This is a genomic window from Geminocystis herdmanii PCC 6308, assembly GCF_000332235.1.
GTDB lineage: Bacteria > Cyanobacteriota > Cyanobacteriia > Cyanobacteriales > Cyanobacteriaceae > Geminocystis > Geminocystis herdmanii.
In genome coordinates this window covers 2,184,482-2,204,406 of the sequence record NZ_CM001775.1, presented here as the reverse complement: position 1 = coordinate 2,204,406, position 19,925 = coordinate 2,184,482, and the positions used below count along the sequence as shown (strand labels likewise).

Sequence of the window (19,925 nt, the reverse complement as noted above, 5' to 3'; positions counted from 1 at the left end):
ACTTCTAACCCATTAAATACAAACTAAGGATTAATTATTAAAGGAAGAATAGAGAATATTTTTAACAATAGATAAATCACTGTCAAAAGAATATAATTGTTTATCTTCAATGATGTCTAACTCTTTTTTAGCAGTTTTTAACTCCCCTAGATGAATATATAACATAATTTTAGATGCTTGAATATTGGCTTTCCCCTCATGGGGTACAATACTAGAGGAATAAGCAAATGCCTGATTAATTTCTGAGGGCGAAAAATCCGCAAAAGAGTAAGTTTTCTGAGAATATTCTTCAGGAATCGGTTTAATATTTAGAAAAATAACTGAGCCATTAGGTACATACAAAATAGGCTCAAAATAATCTCTTAATTTATACATAATTAAATGAATCCAACTGCAATTATAATGACAGAAATCTTGATGCTGAATTAAAGATACATTCGGAATTAAAGCTGGAAAAAATTGTTGAGTAATATGGTTAGCTAAATCCCAATTTTTCATGGCATCCACTAATAAAAACTCGATCGACTTTTCTTTATTCCATGACATTGTCATCAAGTCTCCCTGATTAATATTAACCATGTCTTGATGGGGATAAATTTGTTCTAAAAAACCATCTAAAAAGTTATCATCATCTTTATATTTTCCTTCTAATTTTGTGCCTATTACTTCTTTTTCCATCCAAGATGATTTCCAGATAAATCGCTCATAAGCATGGATTTTTTTATCCCTTAATTGATCATAATGTTTATTCTTCTTTAAACCTAAAATTAAAGGTAAAGTAAATGAGCCTAACCAACTACCTAAATCAACTATTTCTCCTTGCCCTGTATATTCATTTTCCGTATAATATTTAACATAACTTCTCTCCTGATTACTTGTCATTCCTAACAAGGGTAATTTGAGTAAATCTTCATCTATTTTGTTAAAAGTAGAAACTGGTTGAATTAAAACAAAATAAGGACGATTGTGAGCGTGAGAAGTCTGCCAACCGTAGGTTTCAATTTTATTTTTGAGGAAATAGGAAGGGAAAAAAGCTAAATCAACATTCTCAAAGGTAGTTTGTTCTCGATAGCAACTTTGATTAAACCAATCATCTTTATTAATGCTATCATTTGCTTCAAAAACCCATTCAAAACAGCCATGAATTGTCACAGAAACTAAGCAATTTTCTCCTAACAAATTACTTTTTTTTGCTTGAATAGTATCGTAACCAAATCCATTCACATCTGGAAATTCTACATAGATTTTTTTATCTTTTAGGGTATTAGCTATTGCCTGAGTAAATAACCAACTACCAATACTTTGATATTTAAAATAAAAATCATTTTTACTTTCTTGTAGAATATATTGTTGCTCTATATTGAGGTTTAAAAGTTCCTCTGCTTCTCCGGTGGAAAAGACAAAATCAAGGGCGGGAATATCAGATTTACCACCATAAAAGTCTTCACTTTGACAGAGTATTAAAATTACACACCATCCTGCTTGATCTAATTTCTGACTTAGGCTAGTATAATAAGTGCCTATGCCACCATTACGAGAAAAACCTTCATACTCATTAGTAATTAATAGGGCAATATTTTCACTTTCGATCGAACCTAATTGTTCAGCTATTTTTTGCTTAAAACTAATTTGATATTTTTTGTCTATATTAGTATTTTTCATGAAGATTAAGTTAATAGCTATTATCCAGCTAAATTATTACAATAAAACTTTAAATAATGGGGATATAATTGGGGTGATTTTTTCCTGTTTCAATATTCCAACCGTAGGATTTAACCCTAGTAGTGAGATAACAAGATGGAAAGAAGGTTAAGGAGGCATTTTCACAGCAATATTGTTCATAATGGGCAATTTGCCAAAACCATTCAGGGTATTCTACATGGTATTTGTCGTTAGCTTCATAAATCCATTCATGACCACTGTGCATTGTCACCCCGATGGTGATATTATCACCTAAGATGTTAGTTTGTTTTCCTTGTAAAGAATGGTAAGCAAAGCCTAACATTTCGTGAAATTCTACATAGATTTTACTTTTTGGAAATTGGGATACGATCGAACTTAAGAAAAAAAGACAACTATAACCAATATAATCCACCCATTGACTTTCTAGGGATTGAAGGATTTGCAAATGATAACTGGAAAGATTCAGAACATTTTTAATTTGATTAGTCGTAAAAATATAGTTTAATTCTGGTAAATGAGATTTTCCTTGATATTCCGATTCAAAATCACAGGAGAGAAGAATCACACACCAACCTTGACTATGTAATCTTTTGGCTAAGTTTTTATAATAAGTACCAACACCGCCATTACGGAATATACCTTCATATTCAGTAGTTGGTAAAACGGCAATTTTTTCAAGGGGGATAGCAGAAGAAGAAAATAATTCCTTCACTGAAGATTGAAAGCTAATGCTATAATTTTGGTCTAATGGATTCACTCTTGCTCAATATCCTATTACAATAAAATCAGATCATCATGATTGAAACAAGTTTACAAGTCACCGTGAGCAAAAAGCAAGACTCAGAATTAACAATTAACAATAGACTTCTCCAAAAAAGATTTTAGCCCTTTCTTGATCAGTTTTTGGATAGAGCTAATAAAGAATGTACAATAAAAAAGCTATAGTGGTTTATTGATAATTCGCAATTTTTGATCAAGATGGCTAAAATTCAACAACCAATTTTAATTATTACTGGGATGCACCGCTCTGGAACATCTTTGGTTTCTTCTCTACTGCAAAGTGCTGGTTTAAATATTGGCAAAAATTTAGTAGCTGGTAATGAAGGTAATATCAAAGGACATTTTGAAAATAAAGATTTTGTAGATTTTCATGAAAAAGTATTATATTCTTTAGGTATTAATCAAATTGGTTGGACTTTAGAAAAAGATTTATCTCCTCCTCCTGCCTATCAAGATGAAGCAAAAAATCTGATAGAGTTGAGTTTATCGCAAAATAAACCCTGGGGTTGGAAAGATCCTCGTACGTCTCTTTTTCTTAACTTTTGGTATAATTTGATCCCTGATAGTCCATTTCTCTTTATTTATAGATCACCTTGGGAAGTATTAGATTCTCTTTTTCGACGAGGAGATGATATTTTTCATCGTCATCCTGAATTCGCTTTGCAAATTTGGATGTCTTATAATCAACAGATTTTAGAGTTTTATCGCCAGTATCAAGACAATTGTTTATTGTTAAATCTTAATCAAATAACTGCAAATCCAGATTTCTTAATCGAGGCAATTGCTAAGAAATTGAAGGTTGAGTTATCAAAATGCGATCGAAATCTCTATGAAGCTAGGTTATTAAAGCAATTATCCCATAATTCTCAACGTCCCTATGAGGTTAAACAGTTTTTCCCTTCTGCTTTTGCTTTATACGAGGAGTTAAATGCTATTAGCGGTTATCAGGATGACATTTTATCTTCTTTAAGTCAGGAATCTTGTCAGGGTTGGTTATTGCAGGATTGGGTGGATGTAAAACGTATTGAAAAGGAATTAGCCCATGAAAAAAAGGATAGCACAGAACATCTCGATCGAGTCTATCAAGAAATAGGTGATTTACGCCATCAAGTTGGGGCTTTAGAATGGGATTTACAACAATCTCAACAGGAATCCACTCACAAATCACAAGAGTTAGAAAATATCCGATCGCACTTTCTGGAATTTGAGAGGGAATTTCAGGAAACTGAATCTAATTTACAACAAGAATTAGTCGAAACTCGTCAACATCTAATTAAATCAGAAGAAGATTTTAACCAAGTTCGATCGTACTTACAACAAGAATTAGAAGAAACTCGTCAACATCTAATTAAATCAGAAGAAGATTTTAGTCAAGTTCGATCGCACTTACAACAAGAATTAGAGGAAACAAAACGCCGTCTTCAACCCTATGAAGAAGAATTACCCCTATTAAGAGGGTATTTTGAAAAATCTCAACGGGAATTAAAAGAAACCCAAGACGAATTACACAACATTCGATCGTACTCTCAAGAATTAGAAGAAAAAATTACCGCCATGGAAAGCAGTAAATTCTGGCGTATTAGAAGTAAATGGTTTAAAGTAAAACGGGGTTTGAATCTAAGCTAAGTAGGGGTTGAACAATGTTCAAGCCAAAAACTGTTCAACCCAAAACAAGCCACAGTTTTTATGACTCAGAGGGCATTAAAGATTTTAAGTAAGTTACGAAAAATCCTGACTTAGTTGAAAAATTAAAGGCACTTCTAAAACCTTTTCATGATGAAAACCATGCTCCCATAATCCATCTTCTCCCCAACAGTCACCGTGATCAGCACAAATGATTATGTTACTATCCTTAAAAGCCTCCAGTAAAGGTTTTAAGTACAAATCCACATACTCCAAACAAGCGGTTTGTCTTTTTCTACATTCCTCAGTATCATTATTCTCTCCAAAAGGAATGCAAGGATTATATTCAGAACTCCAAGATGCTCCCTCATGATAATATGGTGTATGAGTTTCACCAATATTCAAAAAGAGAAACACTTTTTTATCTTGAATTAATGACAATTGAGACTCAATCCAGTGTAGTTGCTTCTTGAGAGAATAAGTATCCCCCGGATAATAGAATAAGTCAAAGTCTTGAATCAGAGATTGTGCTGTTTCCGTTTCAGGATTAAACCAACCCACTGCACCACTACCGATAGTGAGATAGTTGAGTCTTTTAAAACCTTCAATAATATTTTTCCCTTCTAAGATTAAGTAATCATTTTCCTTGCTAAATCCTGCACTTCCTCCCATACGGAAAATTTTGCCATATTTAGCATTAATCAACGGTGTGAAATCTTCGGCGATGCTAGGGGTAAAGCCCACAAACATCGCATGATGAGAAGCATAAGTAAAATAACTCGGAGCTTTTGTTTTATATATTTGACCAATGTTTTTTAAGTTAGGGATATTAGCTTGGATAAAAGTATCGTATCGACAAGAGTCGAGGGTAATAAATAAAACTGAGTTTTGATCCTGTTTATACATATAGAAATTAGGCAAAATAATTATTTTTACGCAATTTTAACACTATCACTCCCCATAGTTCGACTACCCTCAACAACCGACAGGCAGGGCGTTTGCATTCTCGTAAAAATTTATTGTCCGAAAATGAAGATTGCTGATAGAATGAAAAATAGTTAAGGATAGTTAGGTAAATGACACAAATGTACAGTAATCTAGTGAACAGAAGGTCACAATCTTAGCTATTCAAAAACTGTTGACGAATACAAAACTTTATGATATAGTTAGTCAGAAAGAGTAATCGTCTGTTAAATAGTAATTTTTACAGCATTACTAAAAAAAATAATAGAAACCTATTAGTGTAGGAGTGAATTAAATGGCATTAGCGTTTTCGTTAACACCCCAAGATGATACTTGGAATCAAACGGTAGGAGAGGCTGAACTTGGTGCTCCTATTACTGAAGCTGTGGAAGTAACAGCCCTTGAAGGTAATGATACCGTTACTGGTACTGCTTTCAATGATCTTATTCTTGGTAATCAAGGAAATGATTCCTTAGACGGTGGCGTTGCTGGGGATGACATCATCTATGGTGGTCAAGGGGATGATTTTGTGACTGCGACTACTGGTAATAATCTATTACTAGGTAATCTCGGTAACGATACTATTATCGGCGGTAGCGGTAACGACACTATCTATGGTGGTCAAGATGATGATTCCATTGTTGGCACTGCTGGGAACAATGAAATCTTTGGAAACTTAGGTAATGACATCATCATCGCTGGTTCAGGTAATGACTATATCCATGGTGGTCAGGATAATGATACTATCGTTGCAAGTGCTGGTAGAGATACTTTAATCGGTGGATCAGGTGATGATACTATCGTTTTATCCTCTGCTGACGTAGCTGGTAGCGGTGATATATTTGATGGCGGAGATGGTAATGACAACTTATTAGTAGAAGCTAATAATGACTTAACTGGTGCAACAATTACTGGTATTGAAACCGTTAGCGTTGCATTAGGTGTGACATTGACGGCGACCCTTAACAATTTAACCGCAGTAACTGGTTTAAAAGGTCAAGGAACAATCCAAATCACTGCTCCTCGAGCCGAAATTGAGACCTATATTAATTCTTTAGGAGCTAATGTAGATGCTAGTTTAAGAATTCTTGATCAAGATGGAAGACCTGTTGTCGGTACTCCTGATGATAACCCTTCTGATCCCGATAAAGAAAGACCTCCGGTAGAAACTTTTACCCTCGGAGCTGATACTTTTGCCTTTACAGGTAGAGCCAATGCACCTTTGGACACCGCAGCAGGTATTTTCAATAACGTTACCCTACAAAGTAGTGATGTTGCTATAGGTAATGGTGATAGTGATGTCATAACAGTAGAAGTTGGTAGCAATACAACAGACACCATTATTCCCGTAATCAATCCCCAACTGACTGGTATTGAAACCCTTAACTTTACCACAACCTATGCAGGAGGCATCCGCCCTGTCTTTAGTGGATCTCGTACCACTGGCACAGAAACAGTAGTTTTTTCTGACAGTACCACTGGTTTAATAGTGGAAGGTATGCGTAACACCGTTGATGTTGCCTTGAGAAACCACTTTGCCGTTGGTGGATTCGGTGATACTGAGATCAACTTTACCACCACCACAAGTCCAGAGATTAATATTTCTTTAGAAAATGTTCTTTCTCCTAATACTGCTTTTATCGTTGCTAACCACGGAACTTTTAATATTACTTCCACACGGGTAAATGAGATTGATGCTGATGTCGATAATCAATTGGGTTCGATCGGCGGTCGTGCAGGTACTGTCAATATCAGCGGAGATCAAAATCTCGAGTTGAATGCCACCCGAACGGGTGGAAACTTTGCCCCTTCTTTACCAACAACAGTTTCTCGCATTAATGCGGCAGGGATCGAAGGCAATGAAATGGTTACTCCTTTCACCGCAGCCCTCGATATTGATGTCTTAAATCCTAATGGTAATTTGACCTTTATTGGTGGAGACGGTGGCACTACGATCGGAACTATCAATGGGACGAATAATACTGACATCAATTTCACTGGTGGTGCAGGTAATGATCTTATCGGAATTATCACTGGTAACACTAATGTCAATTTCACTGGTGGTGCAGGTGACGATCGTGTAAGATTTGATACTCAACAGCTTAATCGGGGCGATATTATCGATGGTGGAGAAGGAGAAGATGTTGTTTCCACCGGATTCACAGCTTCTATTCCTAGTAGTCTTCGTATGAGTAATGTGGAGACTTTTGAAGTAGGTATTTTTAATCCGGGTGTTACCACAACTATTCCGATGAATGATGTAACAGGACTTAATACTATTGTCTTTACTAATTCTAATGACAACACCAACAGAGCCCAGATTACAGGTATTGGTGTGGTACCTGCGGTCGAGTTTAAAGGAAATGGACGAGCGGGCAATCAACAACCCCATACCGTTTCTATGAATGGTACTGCGGGGGCTGATGTTTTCAATGTCACTTATGGAAATGATGGAGTTGCTCTCGGTGGAAATAACTCTTATCAAGCAGGTTTCATCAGAACTGAATCAGTAGAAACTCTTAATATTACTGTTGAAGATGGTTCAATCCAGTTTGCTACCGACTTAAGCGGGTTTGAAATTTCTGGAAAGGCTTTAAAAACAATCACCTTTACTTCCGAAAACAATGTAACAGGAGAAATTGTACCAAGAAATAACCAATCTCCACTAATTGAACCTCTGCGAATTGGCTCTGATGATAATGAGCTTACTGCCATTGACGCTAGTGCTGTTAAGGGAATGTTTAAAGCACAGAGTGGAAATTTAGCTAAAGGTGCAGTTGTTACATTAGGAGAAGGTAATAGCTTCTTTGATGCTCGTAATAATGGACCTGCAGGAAATGACTCCAGAGGCATTACTATCAGAGGACAAGGTGGTAATGATGAACTTTTAGGAAGTCGTGGCGATGATATCTTAATTGGTGGTGGCGGTGCTGATAAGCTAAATGGTGGAGACGGTAAAAACACTTTTGTTTATAATCAATTAACTGATTCTTTATTGAATAGTCTTGATTCTATTACCGGCGGTTTCGAGTCTGGTGACGATCTAATTCGTGTACCGGGTACTGTACGTAGAGATTTACCGTTAAATAGTGGTTTAGCAAATCCCGCCATTCCACAAATTCGACTAGACAACACAAGTATTAGTAGTACATTTGAATCACTCGAAGCTAATGCCATTGGTGCTTTCACCGTTTCTGTTGCTATCGACCAGATTAATACTTATGTTATCTTCAATAATGGTGTTGCTGGTTATCAATCAGGCTCTGACTCTTTATTTGAAATTGTCGGTACTCCTAATGCTAACCCTGTTGCTCCTGCTATTACTATCGAGGATTTTATTGCTGCATAATGAGCTTATTAACTTTCATCAACTCAGTAAATGTAACTGATTAAAACTATTGAGTTGAATATATTATCTGAAAACTCTCCTATTTTAAATTAGGGGAGTTTTTATTTTTGTCTTTTTTAGATGCGATAAATAAGATTTTGAATCATTTTGTCGTAAGGGTTGAACATTGTTAAACCTCCGCAAGTAGAAAAATGTAATGATGTCGAGCCTTCTATATGTTTTTTGATCGACTCACCTTCAAAATTATTGATGATTAACGACTCAAGGCTTCATCTAACAAACTTAACCCCTCCTCAACGGTGTTAATTTGAGAACATCGATCGCGCAATTCGGAAGCACCACTAAAACCTTTACAATACCATGACAGATGTTTTCGGGCTTGAAAAATTCCCCGTTGTCCTTTGTATTGCCATAGACCAATTAAATGCTCTTTAGCACAGTCTAAACGCTCTTTTAAGGTGGGTAAAACAGATTTTTGGTTGTTTTTGAGGTAAAAGTCAATTTCTCCCACTAAAAAAGGATAACCTAAAGTGCCACGGGAACACATAACTCCGTCAGCTTGGGTGATTTCAAGGCAACGAAGGGCATCTTCCACAGAAAAAATGTCGCCATTGGCAATGACGGGAATGGTTAATTTTTCCTTCACTTGGGCGATAATCTCCCATCGGGCTGTGCCGGTGTATCCTTGTTCTCTAGTACGTCCATGGACAGTTATCATACTTGCTCCTGCGTCTTCCATTCTCTGGGCAAAGTCGAGGATATTGATTTCCGCATCATTCCAACCTAAGCGAGTTTTTACCGTAACGGGTACATCCACTGCTTTTGTTACTTCTCGTACGATCGATTCTGCTATGTCAGGTTGTCGTAGTAAGCGCGAGCCTCCACCTTTTTTGGTAATCTTGTTAACAGGGCATCCCATGTTAATATCAATGGTTTTTGCTCCCTCCTTGACAGCTTTCTGGGCGGCTTCTGCCATAAAATCGGGGCGACAATCAAATAGTTGAATGCTGATAGGTTGCTCATGGGGATCAATTTCCATCAGTTTGGGTAATTCCTTGAGGTGATGAATTTCTGTGGCGCTTACCATCTCTGTGTAAGTCATGGATTCGGGAGCATATTTTCTCACTAAACGGCGAAAGACTAAATCTGTCACCCCAGAAAGAGGGGATTGTAACACTCGGCTATTGATTGTCACTGAGCCTATTTTTAAGGGTGTTGACAGTTTTTGTTGCAATTCAGAGGATAAACTAAAACCCATGGAGTTTATTATGATTAAATGTATGAGGAATTTGGGCGTTAGATATTAATCAACAGTCCATATCCTACTAAGGTCATTATAGGTGATGTTGTTTGTCACGCAAAGACGCAAAGACGCAAAGATGCAAAGGTGTTAAGATGCAAAGGTGTTAAGGTGTTTCACTATAAAAGCACTATTCCCTATTTTGATCAATATTCAAATTAATTAAGTAATATTTTTATGACAAATAGTCTTGTTAATAGTCAAAGTTTATATTTAAGAAAACACGCTCATAACCCGATTAATTGGTTTTCTTGGGATAATGAAGCTCTAAATCTCGCTAAATCTCAAGATAAGCCTATTTTTCTCTCTATTGGTTACTCTAGCTGTCATTGGTGTACGGTGATGGAAGGGGAGGCTTTTTCTGATCAATCGATCGCAGATTACCTTAACGAACATTTTGTCACTATTAAGGTCGATCGAGAGGAGCGTCCAGATATTGATAGTATATATATGACAGCTTTGCAAATGATGACTGGGCAAGGCGGATGGCCTTTAAATATCTTCCTCACTCCTGATGATTTAGTACCTTTTTACGGTGGTACATACTTCCCCCTTGAACCTCGTTACGGCAAACCCGGTTTTTTGCAAATTCTCCAAGCTATTCATAATTTTTATCATCAACAAAAGGATAAATTACTACCACTAAAAGAGGAAATCGTCAAGAGCTTACAAGATAATTCTCAGGTATTTTCCACTTCTGATGATTTATTGACGCTGGAATTGTTGACTAAAGGTATAGAGAATAATAGCAGAGTTCTCGATCGAAATGATTATGGTTCGCCTCGCTTTCCCATGATGCCCTATAGTAATCTTATTTTACAAGGTTCGGTAAGTGATGAAAACTGTCAAAAATTAGTGATTCGTCGGGGTAAAGATTTAGTTAATGGTGGCATATATGATCATGTTGGGGGTGGTTTTCATCGCTATACTGTAGATGCAACTTGGACAGTACCCCACTTTGAAAAAATGCTCTATGATAATGGTTTAATCATGGAATTTTTGGCGAATTTGTGGAGTAATGGCATCGAAAATCCTGATTTTAAAATTGCTTGTGATGGTACATTAAATTGGTTAAAAAGAGAAATGACGGCGGAAGAAGGTTATTTTTATGCCTCCCAAGATGCTGATAATTTTGCCAGTATTAATGATTTTGAACCTGAAGAAGGGGATTTTTATGTGTGGCATTATCAAGAATTAAATGAGATTTTATCAAATGAAGAATTAAGTCTATTAGAAGATACTTTTACTATTTCACAAAATGGCAATTTTGAGGGAAAAAATGTTTTACAAAAATTAGAAGATATGCCCATAAATGAAGATATTAAAAATATCTTAGAAAAGTTATTCATTATCCGTTATGGTGAAAGTTCAATTACTTTAAATAAATTTACCCCTGCTAAAGATAATCAGGAAGCAAAAAATTTGCCTTGGAGTGGGCGCATTCCTCCCGTTACCGATACTAAAATGATTTTAGCATGGAATAGTTTAATGATTTCGGGATTAGCTAGGGCTTATGGTGTTTTTCAAGATAAAAATTATTTAGAATTAGCCGAAAAGGCAACTAATTTTATTCTTAATCATCAATGGGAAAACGATCGACTTTATCGATTAAATTATGATGGAAAAGTTAGTATTTTTGCTCAAGCTGAAGACTATAGTTTTTTCATTAAGGCTTTGTTAGATTTAGCTCAAAATTCTGAGGATAATGCTAACTATTATTTAACTAAAGCTATCAAAGTACAAGAAGAATTTGATCATTTTTGTCTCGATCGAACTCAAGGGGGTTACTATAATAATAGTGATGATAATGCCGAAGATTTATTAATCAAAGAAAAGAGTTATATTGACAATGCTACTCCTTGTGCTAACGGAATTTCGATCGCAAATTTAATCAGATTAGGCTTATTTACCGATAATAATGAATACTTTGAAAAAGCCGAAAAAACTTTACAATTATTCAGTGAAATTATGACAAAATCTCCCACCAGTTGCCCTAGTATTTTTATGGCTTTAAACTGGTATTTTCATGGTAAAAGTGTAAAAACCACCGCCGAAATTAAGCAAAAACTTAATCAAAAATACTACCCAACTGCGGTGTATCGAGTCACCGAGGATTTACCTAAAGATAAAATTGCGATCGTGTGTCAAAAGTCATCTTGTCTTGAACCTGCCATGAATTTTGAAGAAATCATAGCACAATTAGGTAGGGGTTGATGAAAAAAAGTATTTTGATGAGGGGAGGTATCGGAAAGGGTGTTAGGTATTAGGTTAAAAAATGAAAAATCATTGAAAATTAATAAAGAAAGTTCAATTTATTGAACGTAAAATATTAGCCGTGTAATTCATTACACGGTGATTGATTGATTAATACCTAATTTCTCATGGTTAATCTGACTTTTAACCCGTCTTTGGGGTGAGGGGTGGGAATAAGTTGCATGGTTAAATCTTGATTTGGTGACAATTCCCATTCAGCTTTTTGAGTTAATAAAGAAGCAAACACTCGCATTTCCAATCGAGCAAATTCCTTGCCGATACATTCCCTTAAACCACCACCAAAAGGCACAAAACCGAATTTTTTTTGTTTCTCTACGCTATTTTCAGGGGAAAATCGATCGGGCTCAAATTTATCTTTATCATGGTAGAGAGTCTCGTCTTGGTGGGTTTGGGCAATTTGATATTGTACTGTCCAACCTTTAGGAATGTAGTAACCTTCATAGGAGAAATCTTCAATGGCTTGACGAAAACCACCGCCAACGGGAGGAATTAACCGCAACACTTCTTTTAAAACTTGCTCTAAATAGGTCATTTCCTTTAATTGTTCTAAACTAAAGGGAGGTTTATAGTTTAAGGTTTCTTGCTCTTGTCTAATTTTAGCTAAAACTTGGGGATGTTGAGCGGTTAATAAACAAAAAGATGCGATCGCAGATGTTAAGGTTTCATGACCTGCAAATAACAATAATAATACTTGATCTTTTAATTCTTCTAAGGTTAATCGATGGCCATTTTCGTCTTCTGCTGTCAATAATAAACTTAAAGCATCAGATTTTATATTATCTTGCCCTTGTCTTTGTTGAACGATAACTTCGATTTCTCGTAACATTTCTTCACGGCATTTCAGCGCTTTGCCGAATTTGGTAAAAGGCAAGTTGACAGGAATACTAAACAAACCGTTACACCATTCCTCAAATAAAGCGCATAATCGAGTTTCTGAGCCGTTGTCTAATCCTACAAATAGTTTGGCGGCAATGTCAAAGGTATAATGTCTTAATTCGGGATACCAAGCAAATTCTCCTAATTTTGACCATTTTTCGAGATAATTTTCGGTAATAGCTTCGATAGTGGGTAAATAACTGGCTAATACTCGTGGTTGAAAGGCTTGAGCTAATATTTTGCGTCTTGAGGTATGAAAATCACCACTTTTGACAGCTAGGGATGTTTTTCCTAATAAAATTCTAGTACTTTTAGGCCAAGTTGAGACGACGTATTGATTTTCGTGGCGAAATAAAAACTCGTTGGCTTCTCCTCCTATCATGGTAACGGAAGGATTGCCGAAAATATTGGTTTTAAAAATTTTACCGTATTTAGCGATTTTTTTGGTATTAAAATTTCGATCGAACAAAAAATTAAGGGTTTCACCAATGAAGGGTAATCCAGAATCTCCGGGGGGTAAAGGTAAGGATTTTAAATCAGAGTTAGTGGTCATAATCAATAAAATTGCGGTTAATAATATTAAAATACAATACTATGATTTTATTTTTTTCCAATAATTTTATCTTGCTATGGTTCGATCGAATATTCTAACATGATAACATTTAAAATTTAATACCTGATTTTATCACAAAATAATAATGATAAATTTTTTTATTTCACAATTTCGATCGCCCGGTCCTATATTATTAGATTTAGGATTTATTAGTTTAAGATGGTATGGATTTTTAATTGCTTCGGCGGTTTTAATTGGCGTATTTATTGCTCAAAAATTAGGTAAATATCGTAACATTGATCCTGATTTAATTAGTGATTTAATTCTCTGGTTAGTAGTGGGTGCAATTCCTATGGCAAGAATTTATTATGTCTTATTTGAGTGGCAAAATTACGCCCAACATCCTCAAGATATAATTGCCATTTGGAAAGGAGGAATTGCCATTCATGGTGCAATTATTGGAGGCATAATTGCTATGGTAATTTTTGCTAAAATTCAGCGTCAATCTTTTTGGGAATTAGCTGATGTGATTGCACCTTCTTTAATTTTAGGACAAGCCATAGGTAGATGGGGCAATTTTTTTAATTCCGAAGCCTTTGGCAGTCCGACAAATCTGCCTTGGAAATTATATATCCCTCCTAATAGTCGCCCTCTTGAATATATTAATTTTGCCTATTTTCATCCAACTTTTTTATATGAATCTCTCTGGAATTTCGGAGTTTTTATCTTATTAATTATTTTGTTTTTTTGGGGGGTTAAAAATAATCATAAATTGAAAAGTGGTACAATATTTTTATCCTATTTAATTGCCTATAGTTTAGGGAGAGTTTGGATTGAAGGTTTTAGAATGGATAGTTTAATGTTAGGATTTTTAAGAATTGCTCAAGTTGTTAGCATAAGTTCGATCATCCTAGGAATTATCGGCTTAATTTGGTTATATATTCTTAATAAATATTTACCTGATATTAGGAATAAATAATTGGAGTTTACTGAAAAAGTTTTTTAATGATGATAGGTATGGCGTGTTAGGTTTTAGGTTAAAAAATAAAAAATTAAGGTTTTGAGATTTTGTATAAAATAAAATATAGAGGCATTAAAGAAAATTAGGTCTTTCTTGGTTCGTTTTGGTTAAAAGATGCTCTAAATTTTCCCATTTTTCTGTTTCAATATCGTTAATAATTAGGCTTAAATTTTGTTGATATTCTTTCAAAGAATTTAATAATTGTTCTTTATTATATTGTGCCATCATTAAGCCTAATTCTGGATTTCCTCCCCCCACTCTGCTGGTGTCTTTAAATCCCGAACTTGCCAATTTTTTCGCCATATTTACTACTTCTTGATTTTCATGATTGATGCAACTATTAATCAAATTAGCACTAATCATTACGGGTAAATGAGAAATCCATGCTACAGCTCGATCGTGTATTTCTGGAGTGGTTTCATATATTTTGCAACCCACCTCATGCCAGATGTTTTTCACTCTCTCCACATTTTTTGTCGAGGTATTTTCTAAGGGAGTGATAACACAGGGTGCATTTTTAAATAAATTCGCTTCTACGGCTTCAATGCCTTGATTTGCTGTACCTGCCATGGGGTGAGCGCCGACAAAATTAGCCCATAATTCCGTAGCTTGAGGTACGATCGAACCTTTAACAGAACCTACATCTGTAATAATAACATCAGGTGGTAAATGCTTAATTATTCTCTCTAAGGTAATTAAAATTGAGCCTATGGGGGTACAAATAAAAATTACTTCTGTTTGAGCCAAAATATCAAATTCAGTACTAGCTTGACTTACTATGCTTCGCTCGATCGCCTGATTACAAGTTTTTAATTGACGAGAAACCCCGATAACATGATAACCAAGATTGGTTAAATCTAAAGCCAACGAGCCTCCGATTAAGCCTAAACCAATAATACCTATTTTCATAAATGATTTGTAACTAATTTATCATAACTGTTGATTATATAGTGAACTACCTACACTAACCTAACGGTATAGTGTAGGCTTCATCTTTCACAGGCTCATGCCTCAAGACGGACTTGCGTCCGCCCTTTGGTCTTACAGTGCCTCCAGATGCAGAAACGGCTATTCCATCCGTCTGTATAATTCTGATGCCTTTTGCCCTAATGTTTTTACTGGCATTCTCGTCTCGATCGTGGACTGCACCACAACTAGGACAAGTCCATTCTCTTACATCTAACGGCATTTCTGACATTTGATATAAGCAATTAGAACAGGTTTTAGAACTAGGAAACCATCGATCAATTTCGAGTAATAACCCACCATGAAGTTTGAGTTTATAGTCTAAGTAATTGATGAAAGTTCCCCATCCCACATCAGATATAGCTTTGGCTAAACAGTGATTGCGAACCATACCCTTGATATTCAGTTTCTCTACGACTACTACCTGATTGCCATTGACAATCTTTCTGGAAAGTTTATGTAAGAAGTCGTGACGGGCATTACTTGTATGTTCGTGGACTTTAGCTACTAGCTTCGATGCTCTTTCTCTATTTTTAGAGCCTTTTTTCTTACGGGCTAATTTTTGTTGTTTTCGTGCTAGGTTTTTCTCATGTTTTTTTAAGTGGTTGGGATTAGGGTATTTACTGGTTTTTTCACCATCATTTACTATGGCGAAGTCTTTTATTCCCAAGTCAATACCACAGACTTTCCCCGTAATAGTTACTTCAGGAAAATCTTGCTCAGTTTCAAAGAGAATAGACGCAAAGTATTTTCCCGTAGGGGTTTTACTTACAGTAACAGTTTTAATTTCTCCCTGCATTGGAATATTCTTTCAATATCTTTGTGTAAAATAACAAAGTCATCTGCATATCGGATTATGCTAAGAGAATGTTCGTTTTTCCACTTATTACCTTTCCATGTCCGAGCAAACTTTTTAAGTTCTAATTCTAAACCGTGTAAGGCTATATTTGCTAATAATGGGGAAATTACACCTCCCTGTGGTGTACCTTCTTTGGTAGGAAATAGTTGTTTACTGTCCATGTATCCACTTTTTAACCATGATTTAATCTCACGTTTTAATTGTGGGTAGGTTTCAAGTTTTGCAAGTAATTTATTGTGGTCTATTCTGTCAAAACACTTGGCAATATCGGCATCCAACACATATTTAGGTTTTACTTTTATTGCGTTGAATATTTGTCCGATTGCGTCATGACAAGACCTTGCTGGTCGAAATCCATAGCTGTTCGGTTCAAATTTTGCTTCCCATTGGGGTTCAATGGCTAATTTAACTATTCCTTGTTTGATTCTATCTACAATACATGGTATTCCCAGTGGTCTTGTTTCTCCGTTAGGTTTAGGTATGTTCACCCTTCTTGTGGGTTTACATTTGCCTTTAAGATTTAATTGACCTGTAATCTCTAGGCGTTGCTTTGGGGTCAAAGATTTAACTCCGTCCACTCCTGCTGTTTTCTTTCCTTGATTATCCTGAGTTACTTTTCTGGTAGCTAGAATTTTCCCGTAGTAAGATTTTACGAGTAATCTTTGTAAGCTGTGAACCAACTTGACATTACCATTCTGACTCGCTCTATAAATTCGCTTTTGTAGTCTGTACACTTGGCGTTCCACAATCTTCCAATTAATGGATGACCATGTTTGCCAGTTATTCAGTTTATCGATAGGTTTTACCTTCGTCATAATTTTGCTACTTCATTGACTTTATATTGTTTATCAAAGTGTTCACGTCAGCGTATCTTTTACGTTACATAAAAGCGTTGGCTTCTTGAACAATCCTGTCTCCCATAATCTTACGCTGGTTACTACTCAAATTGTTCGACCTCTTTGAGAGATTATGAGAGGTTACTTCGTTCCCTATATCCTTCTGCCAGTTCAGGTGAACCGCAGTATTTCTCAACCTTAGACTTCCTTTCTCCATCGACCCTTTGTATTTGTCCCTAGTTCAGATCAAGTATTTTGCTAGTACAGTAGGATATTACCATTTTGGTCTAGCCTATCAGCCTTATTTGGCTAGTTCCAATTTACGATGATTCAGACAAGGATTCCTTTCGTAGTCATAGTTAAATTGCTCGATGGGGTTCCAAATTTAGGCTTTCAGTTACCACCTTTTAACCCAGCTTCAGCGTATGAGATACCACTTCAATTCACTGTGGGCTATGCTATGCTGTCACGTTGACAATAACGGGTAGGGTTTTCACCTACAAGGATATAGAGTTGTCAAGGTACATAATTGTAAACCTTGCCTAGCTTACGTTTTGGTGTTTTAACCTAAACTTTTACTAGAACGAGTCGCACACTTGAATTTTGGATATTTTGCTCTACCTTCAAAAAAGTTCCTAAACGCTTTAGTGAGATTAAGAGTCGCCGATTGCAACACTTGCGAATAGCAATCCTTCAACCAAAGTGTATCTTCTTCTTTTTTGAGCTTCGGCAAATGCTTATTCAAAGCTATCTGAGTCAACCCTTTGCCAGTTGCTTTATAGGTTTCGTTACACAAGTTTAGAGCGTAGTTATACCACCATCTAGCACAACCCATAACTTGACTCAGTTTTTGGGCTTGTTCATTTGTGGGATATAATCTTACTTTTATTGCTTTGTGCATCTTTACTAACAATCTTAGTTGGTGATAAAAACCATCTTAGCATAAGATTTTGATTTTGGAGAAAGAAATGTCCTATCGGACTCTGTTATGATCAAAGAAATTCCTGCCGAAGGCACTGCGTAGCAGCCCCCACGCTGATTTTGTGGGCGTTTTTGTAGAAAAATTCAGCGTGGGACTTCTTTCTTTATTTAGTTAAAAACTTTGAGGAAAATATTAGTAATAATCTCCGCACTTTTTTCTATTTCTATATCCGTAGTAAATCGGAAATTTTTGCTTAGAACAATGATTGTAGATGATTTCCCTTGAGTTCGATCGAGCTTTCATCTTCTATCTTTAGCTAGTTTGTAGTGACAACTTTAGTCGTTCTTTTTGATGTACTGAAATTGGTATAAGATATTGATCATAAAATTTATATATTAATTTATGAAACTAATTTCTATACTAGGTTCAACAGGCTCGATCGGAACTCAAACTTTAGATATAGTAAGGGAAAATCCCGATGGATTTCAAGTAGTGGGGTTAGCCGCTGGAAATAATATCACCCTTTTAGCGGAACAAATTCGAGAATTTAACCCTGAGATTGTAGCCATTCAAAATCCTGATAAGCTATTAGAATTGAAAAGTTCGATCGAAGATTGCCCCCAACAACCTATTCTATTAGCAGGAAAAGATGCTATTTGTGAAGTAGCCAAGTATGGCAAAGCGCAAAGCGTGGTGACTGGTATTGTGGGCTGTGCAGGATTATTACCCACCATCACCGCCATTAAAGCAGGAAAAGACATCGCCTTAGCCAATAAAGAAACCCTCATTGCTGGTGCACCTGTAGTATTACCTTTAATTAAAGAATACGGTGTCAAATTGTTACCCGCAGACTCCGAACATTCAGCAATTTTTCAGTGTTTACAAGGTGTACCCGAAAAAGGCTTACGCAAAATCATTTTAACCGCTTCTGGTGGCTCATTTCGTGATTTACCCGTAGAAAAATTGGCTAGTGTAACCGTTAAAGATGCCTTAAAACATCCTAACTGGTCTATGGGACAAAAGATCACGATCGACTCTGCAACCTTGATGAATAAAGGTTTAGAAGTGATTGAAGCTCATTATCTATTCGGTTTAGACTATGATGATATTGATATAGTTATCCATCCTCAAAGCATCATACATTCCATGATCGAGCTACAGGATACATCAGTATTAGCTCAATTAGGGTGGGCAGATATGCGTTTACCCCTACTCTATGCCTTATCTTATCCCGATCGAATCCCTACCAACTGGGAAACCTTAGATTTAGTGAAAGTAGGTAGTTTAACCTTCCGTGAACCAGATCATAGTAAATATCCTTGTATGCAATTAGCCTATGATGCTGGACGGGCTGGAGGTTGTCTTCCTGCGGTATTAAATGCGGCGAATGAGCAAGTTGTGGCGTTATTTTTACAGGAAAAAATCGGTTTTCTCGATATTCCGCGCATCATTGAATCTGTGTGCGATCGTTTTTCTAGTCAAAATAAATCAAATCCTAGCTTAGAAGATATTTTACACGCCGATCAATGGGCAAGACAACAGGTTTTAGATAAATTATCCGTGCTAACCTAAGTACTTAAATGTTAATCAATAACTCAGTTAAGTAGTTAAGTAGGGTGGGCAACGCCCACCAACCACCTTATATTATTAAAATTGCATAAAAACAATGATTCTAGGTAACTTTTATCTGAGTAAATACAAGATGTTAGGTATTAAGTAAAACATTGATAAAAAACCATTGATTATTAATTTTACCTTCCATTAATTTAATTAAATAGTTGAACAAAATTTAAAAAATTGATCTAGAAATATCACTATTAACCTTCGTGAACTATAGAAAACCTTGATAATAAAGTTCCCAACATTTGTCGCTAATAAAACTTTGTTCATTTTCAACAATTAAAATTAGTTAAATATTCT

11 protein-coding genes and 3 pseudogenes are annotated in these 19,925 nt (G+C 35.8%); 5 read left to right on the top strand and 9 right to left on the bottom strand.

Annotation, left to right across the window (positions count from 1 at the left end; all coding sequences use genetic code 11):
* Positions 1-30: 30 nt before the first annotated feature.
* Positions 31-1,662, bottom strand: a complete 1,632-nt coding sequence (locus tag SYN6308_RS10960; RefSeq protein ID WP_017294487.1) for a hypothetical protein — start codon at positions 1,660-1,662, stop codon at positions 31-33.
* A 49-nt stretch (positions 1,663-1,711) separates the two neighbouring features.
* Positions 1,712-2,440 carry a hypothetical protein gene (locus SYN6308_RS10955; RefSeq protein ID WP_017294486.1) on the bottom strand — a complete coding sequence of 243 codons (729 nt, stop codon included), beginning with the start codon at positions 2,438-2,440 and terminating at the stop codon, positions 1,712-1,714.
* Between the two features lie 221 nt (positions 2,441-2,661).
* Here SYN6308_RS10955 and SYN6308_RS10950 point away from each other — a divergent pair, with 221 nt between their 5' ends.
* Positions 2,662-4,089, top strand: a complete 1,428-nt coding sequence (locus SYN6308_RS10950; RefSeq protein ID WP_017294485.1) for a sulfotransferase family protein — start codon at positions 2,662-2,664, stop codon at positions 4,087-4,089.
* 93 nt (positions 4,090-4,182) lie between these two features.
* On the opposite strand, the gene SYN6308_RS10945 is transcribed toward SYN6308_RS10950, so the two are convergent.
* The gene (locus SYN6308_RS10945; protein ID WP_017294484.1) at positions 4,183-4,992 is read right to left on the bottom strand and encodes a sulfatase-like hydrolase/transferase; all 810 of its coding nucleotides are present in this window, start codon (positions 4,990-4,992) and stop codon (positions 4,183-4,185) included.
* Between the two features lie 352 nt (positions 4,993-5,344).
* Between SYN6308_RS10945 and SYN6308_RS10940 the strand changes: the two genes are divergently transcribed.
* Positions 5,345-8,398: a calcium-binding protein gene (locus tag SYN6308_RS10940; protein ID WP_017294483.1), complete on the top strand. Its 3,054-nt coding sequence runs from the start codon at positions 5,345-5,347 to the stop codon at positions 8,396-8,398.
* 253 nt (positions 8,399-8,651) lie between these two features.
* Here the strand turns inward: SYN6308_RS10940 and dusB are convergent, their stop codons facing one another.
* Positions 8,652-9,656, bottom strand: a complete 1,005-nt coding sequence (dusB, locus tag SYN6308_RS10935; RefSeq protein WP_017294482.1) for a tRNA dihydrouridine synthase DusB — start codon at positions 9,654-9,656, stop codon at positions 8,652-8,654.
* A gap of 219 nt (positions 9,657-9,875) precedes the next feature.
* Between dusB and SYN6308_RS10930 the strand changes: the two genes are divergently transcribed.
* Positions 9,876-11,912 (top strand): thioredoxin domain-containing protein, encoded by a 2,037-nt coding sequence (locus tag SYN6308_RS10930; protein ID WP_017294481.1) that lies wholly within the window; start codon positions 9,876-9,878, stop codon positions 11,910-11,912.
* Positions 11,913-12,069: 157 nt separating this feature from the next.
* Here the strand turns inward: SYN6308_RS10930 and SYN6308_RS10925 are convergent, their stop codons facing one another.
* Positions 12,070-13,401: a cytochrome P450 gene (locus tag SYN6308_RS10925; RefSeq protein WP_017294480.1), complete on the bottom strand. Its 1,332-nt coding sequence runs from the start codon at positions 13,399-13,401 to the stop codon at positions 12,070-12,072.
* Between the two features lie 145 nt (positions 13,402-13,546).
* On the opposite strand from SYN6308_RS10925, the gene lgt reads away from it, so the two are divergent.
* Positions 13,547-14,380: a prolipoprotein diacylglyceryl transferase gene (gene lgt, locus SYN6308_RS10920; RefSeq protein WP_017294479.1), complete on the top strand. Its 834-nt coding sequence runs from the start codon at positions 13,547-13,549 to the stop codon at positions 14,378-14,380.
* A 114-nt stretch (positions 14,381-14,494) separates the two neighbouring features.
* Here lgt and SYN6308_RS10915 read toward each other — a convergent pair whose 3' ends face one another.
* The 4 genes and pseudogenes from SYN6308_RS10915 to SYN6308_RS10895 all read right to left on the bottom strand — a co-directional run.
* A complete protein-coding gene (locus tag SYN6308_RS10915) occupies positions 14,495-15,331 on the bottom strand; it encodes a prephenate/arogenate dehydrogenase (RefSeq protein ID WP_017294478.1) in 837 nt (278 codons plus the stop codon).
* A gap of 55 nt (positions 15,332-15,386) precedes the next feature.
* Positions 15,387-16,184: pseudogene (locus tag SYN6308_RS10910) on the bottom strand (RNA-guided endonuclease InsQ/TnpB family protein); the annotation flags it as partial.
* Positions 16,178-17,062, bottom strand: a pseudogene (locus SYN6308_RS24270) (reverse transcriptase domain-containing protein); the annotation flags it as partial. The pseudogenes SYN6308_RS10910 and SYN6308_RS24270, both read right to left, overlap by 7 nt.
* Positions 17,063-17,678: 616 nt before the next feature.
* Positions 17,679-17,984: pseudogene (locus SYN6308_RS10895) on the bottom strand (RNA-guided endonuclease InsQ/TnpB family protein); the annotation flags it as partial.
* 423 nt (positions 17,985-18,407) lie between these two features.
* Between SYN6308_RS10895 and dxr the strand changes: the two are divergent.
* Complete coding sequence (gene dxr / locus SYN6308_RS10890) at positions 18,408-19,577, top strand: 1-deoxy-D-xylulose-5-phosphate reductoisomerase (protein ID WP_017294474.1); 1,170 nt, start codon at positions 18,408-18,410, stop codon at positions 19,575-19,577.
* Positions 19,578-19,925: the final 348 nt, after the last annotated feature.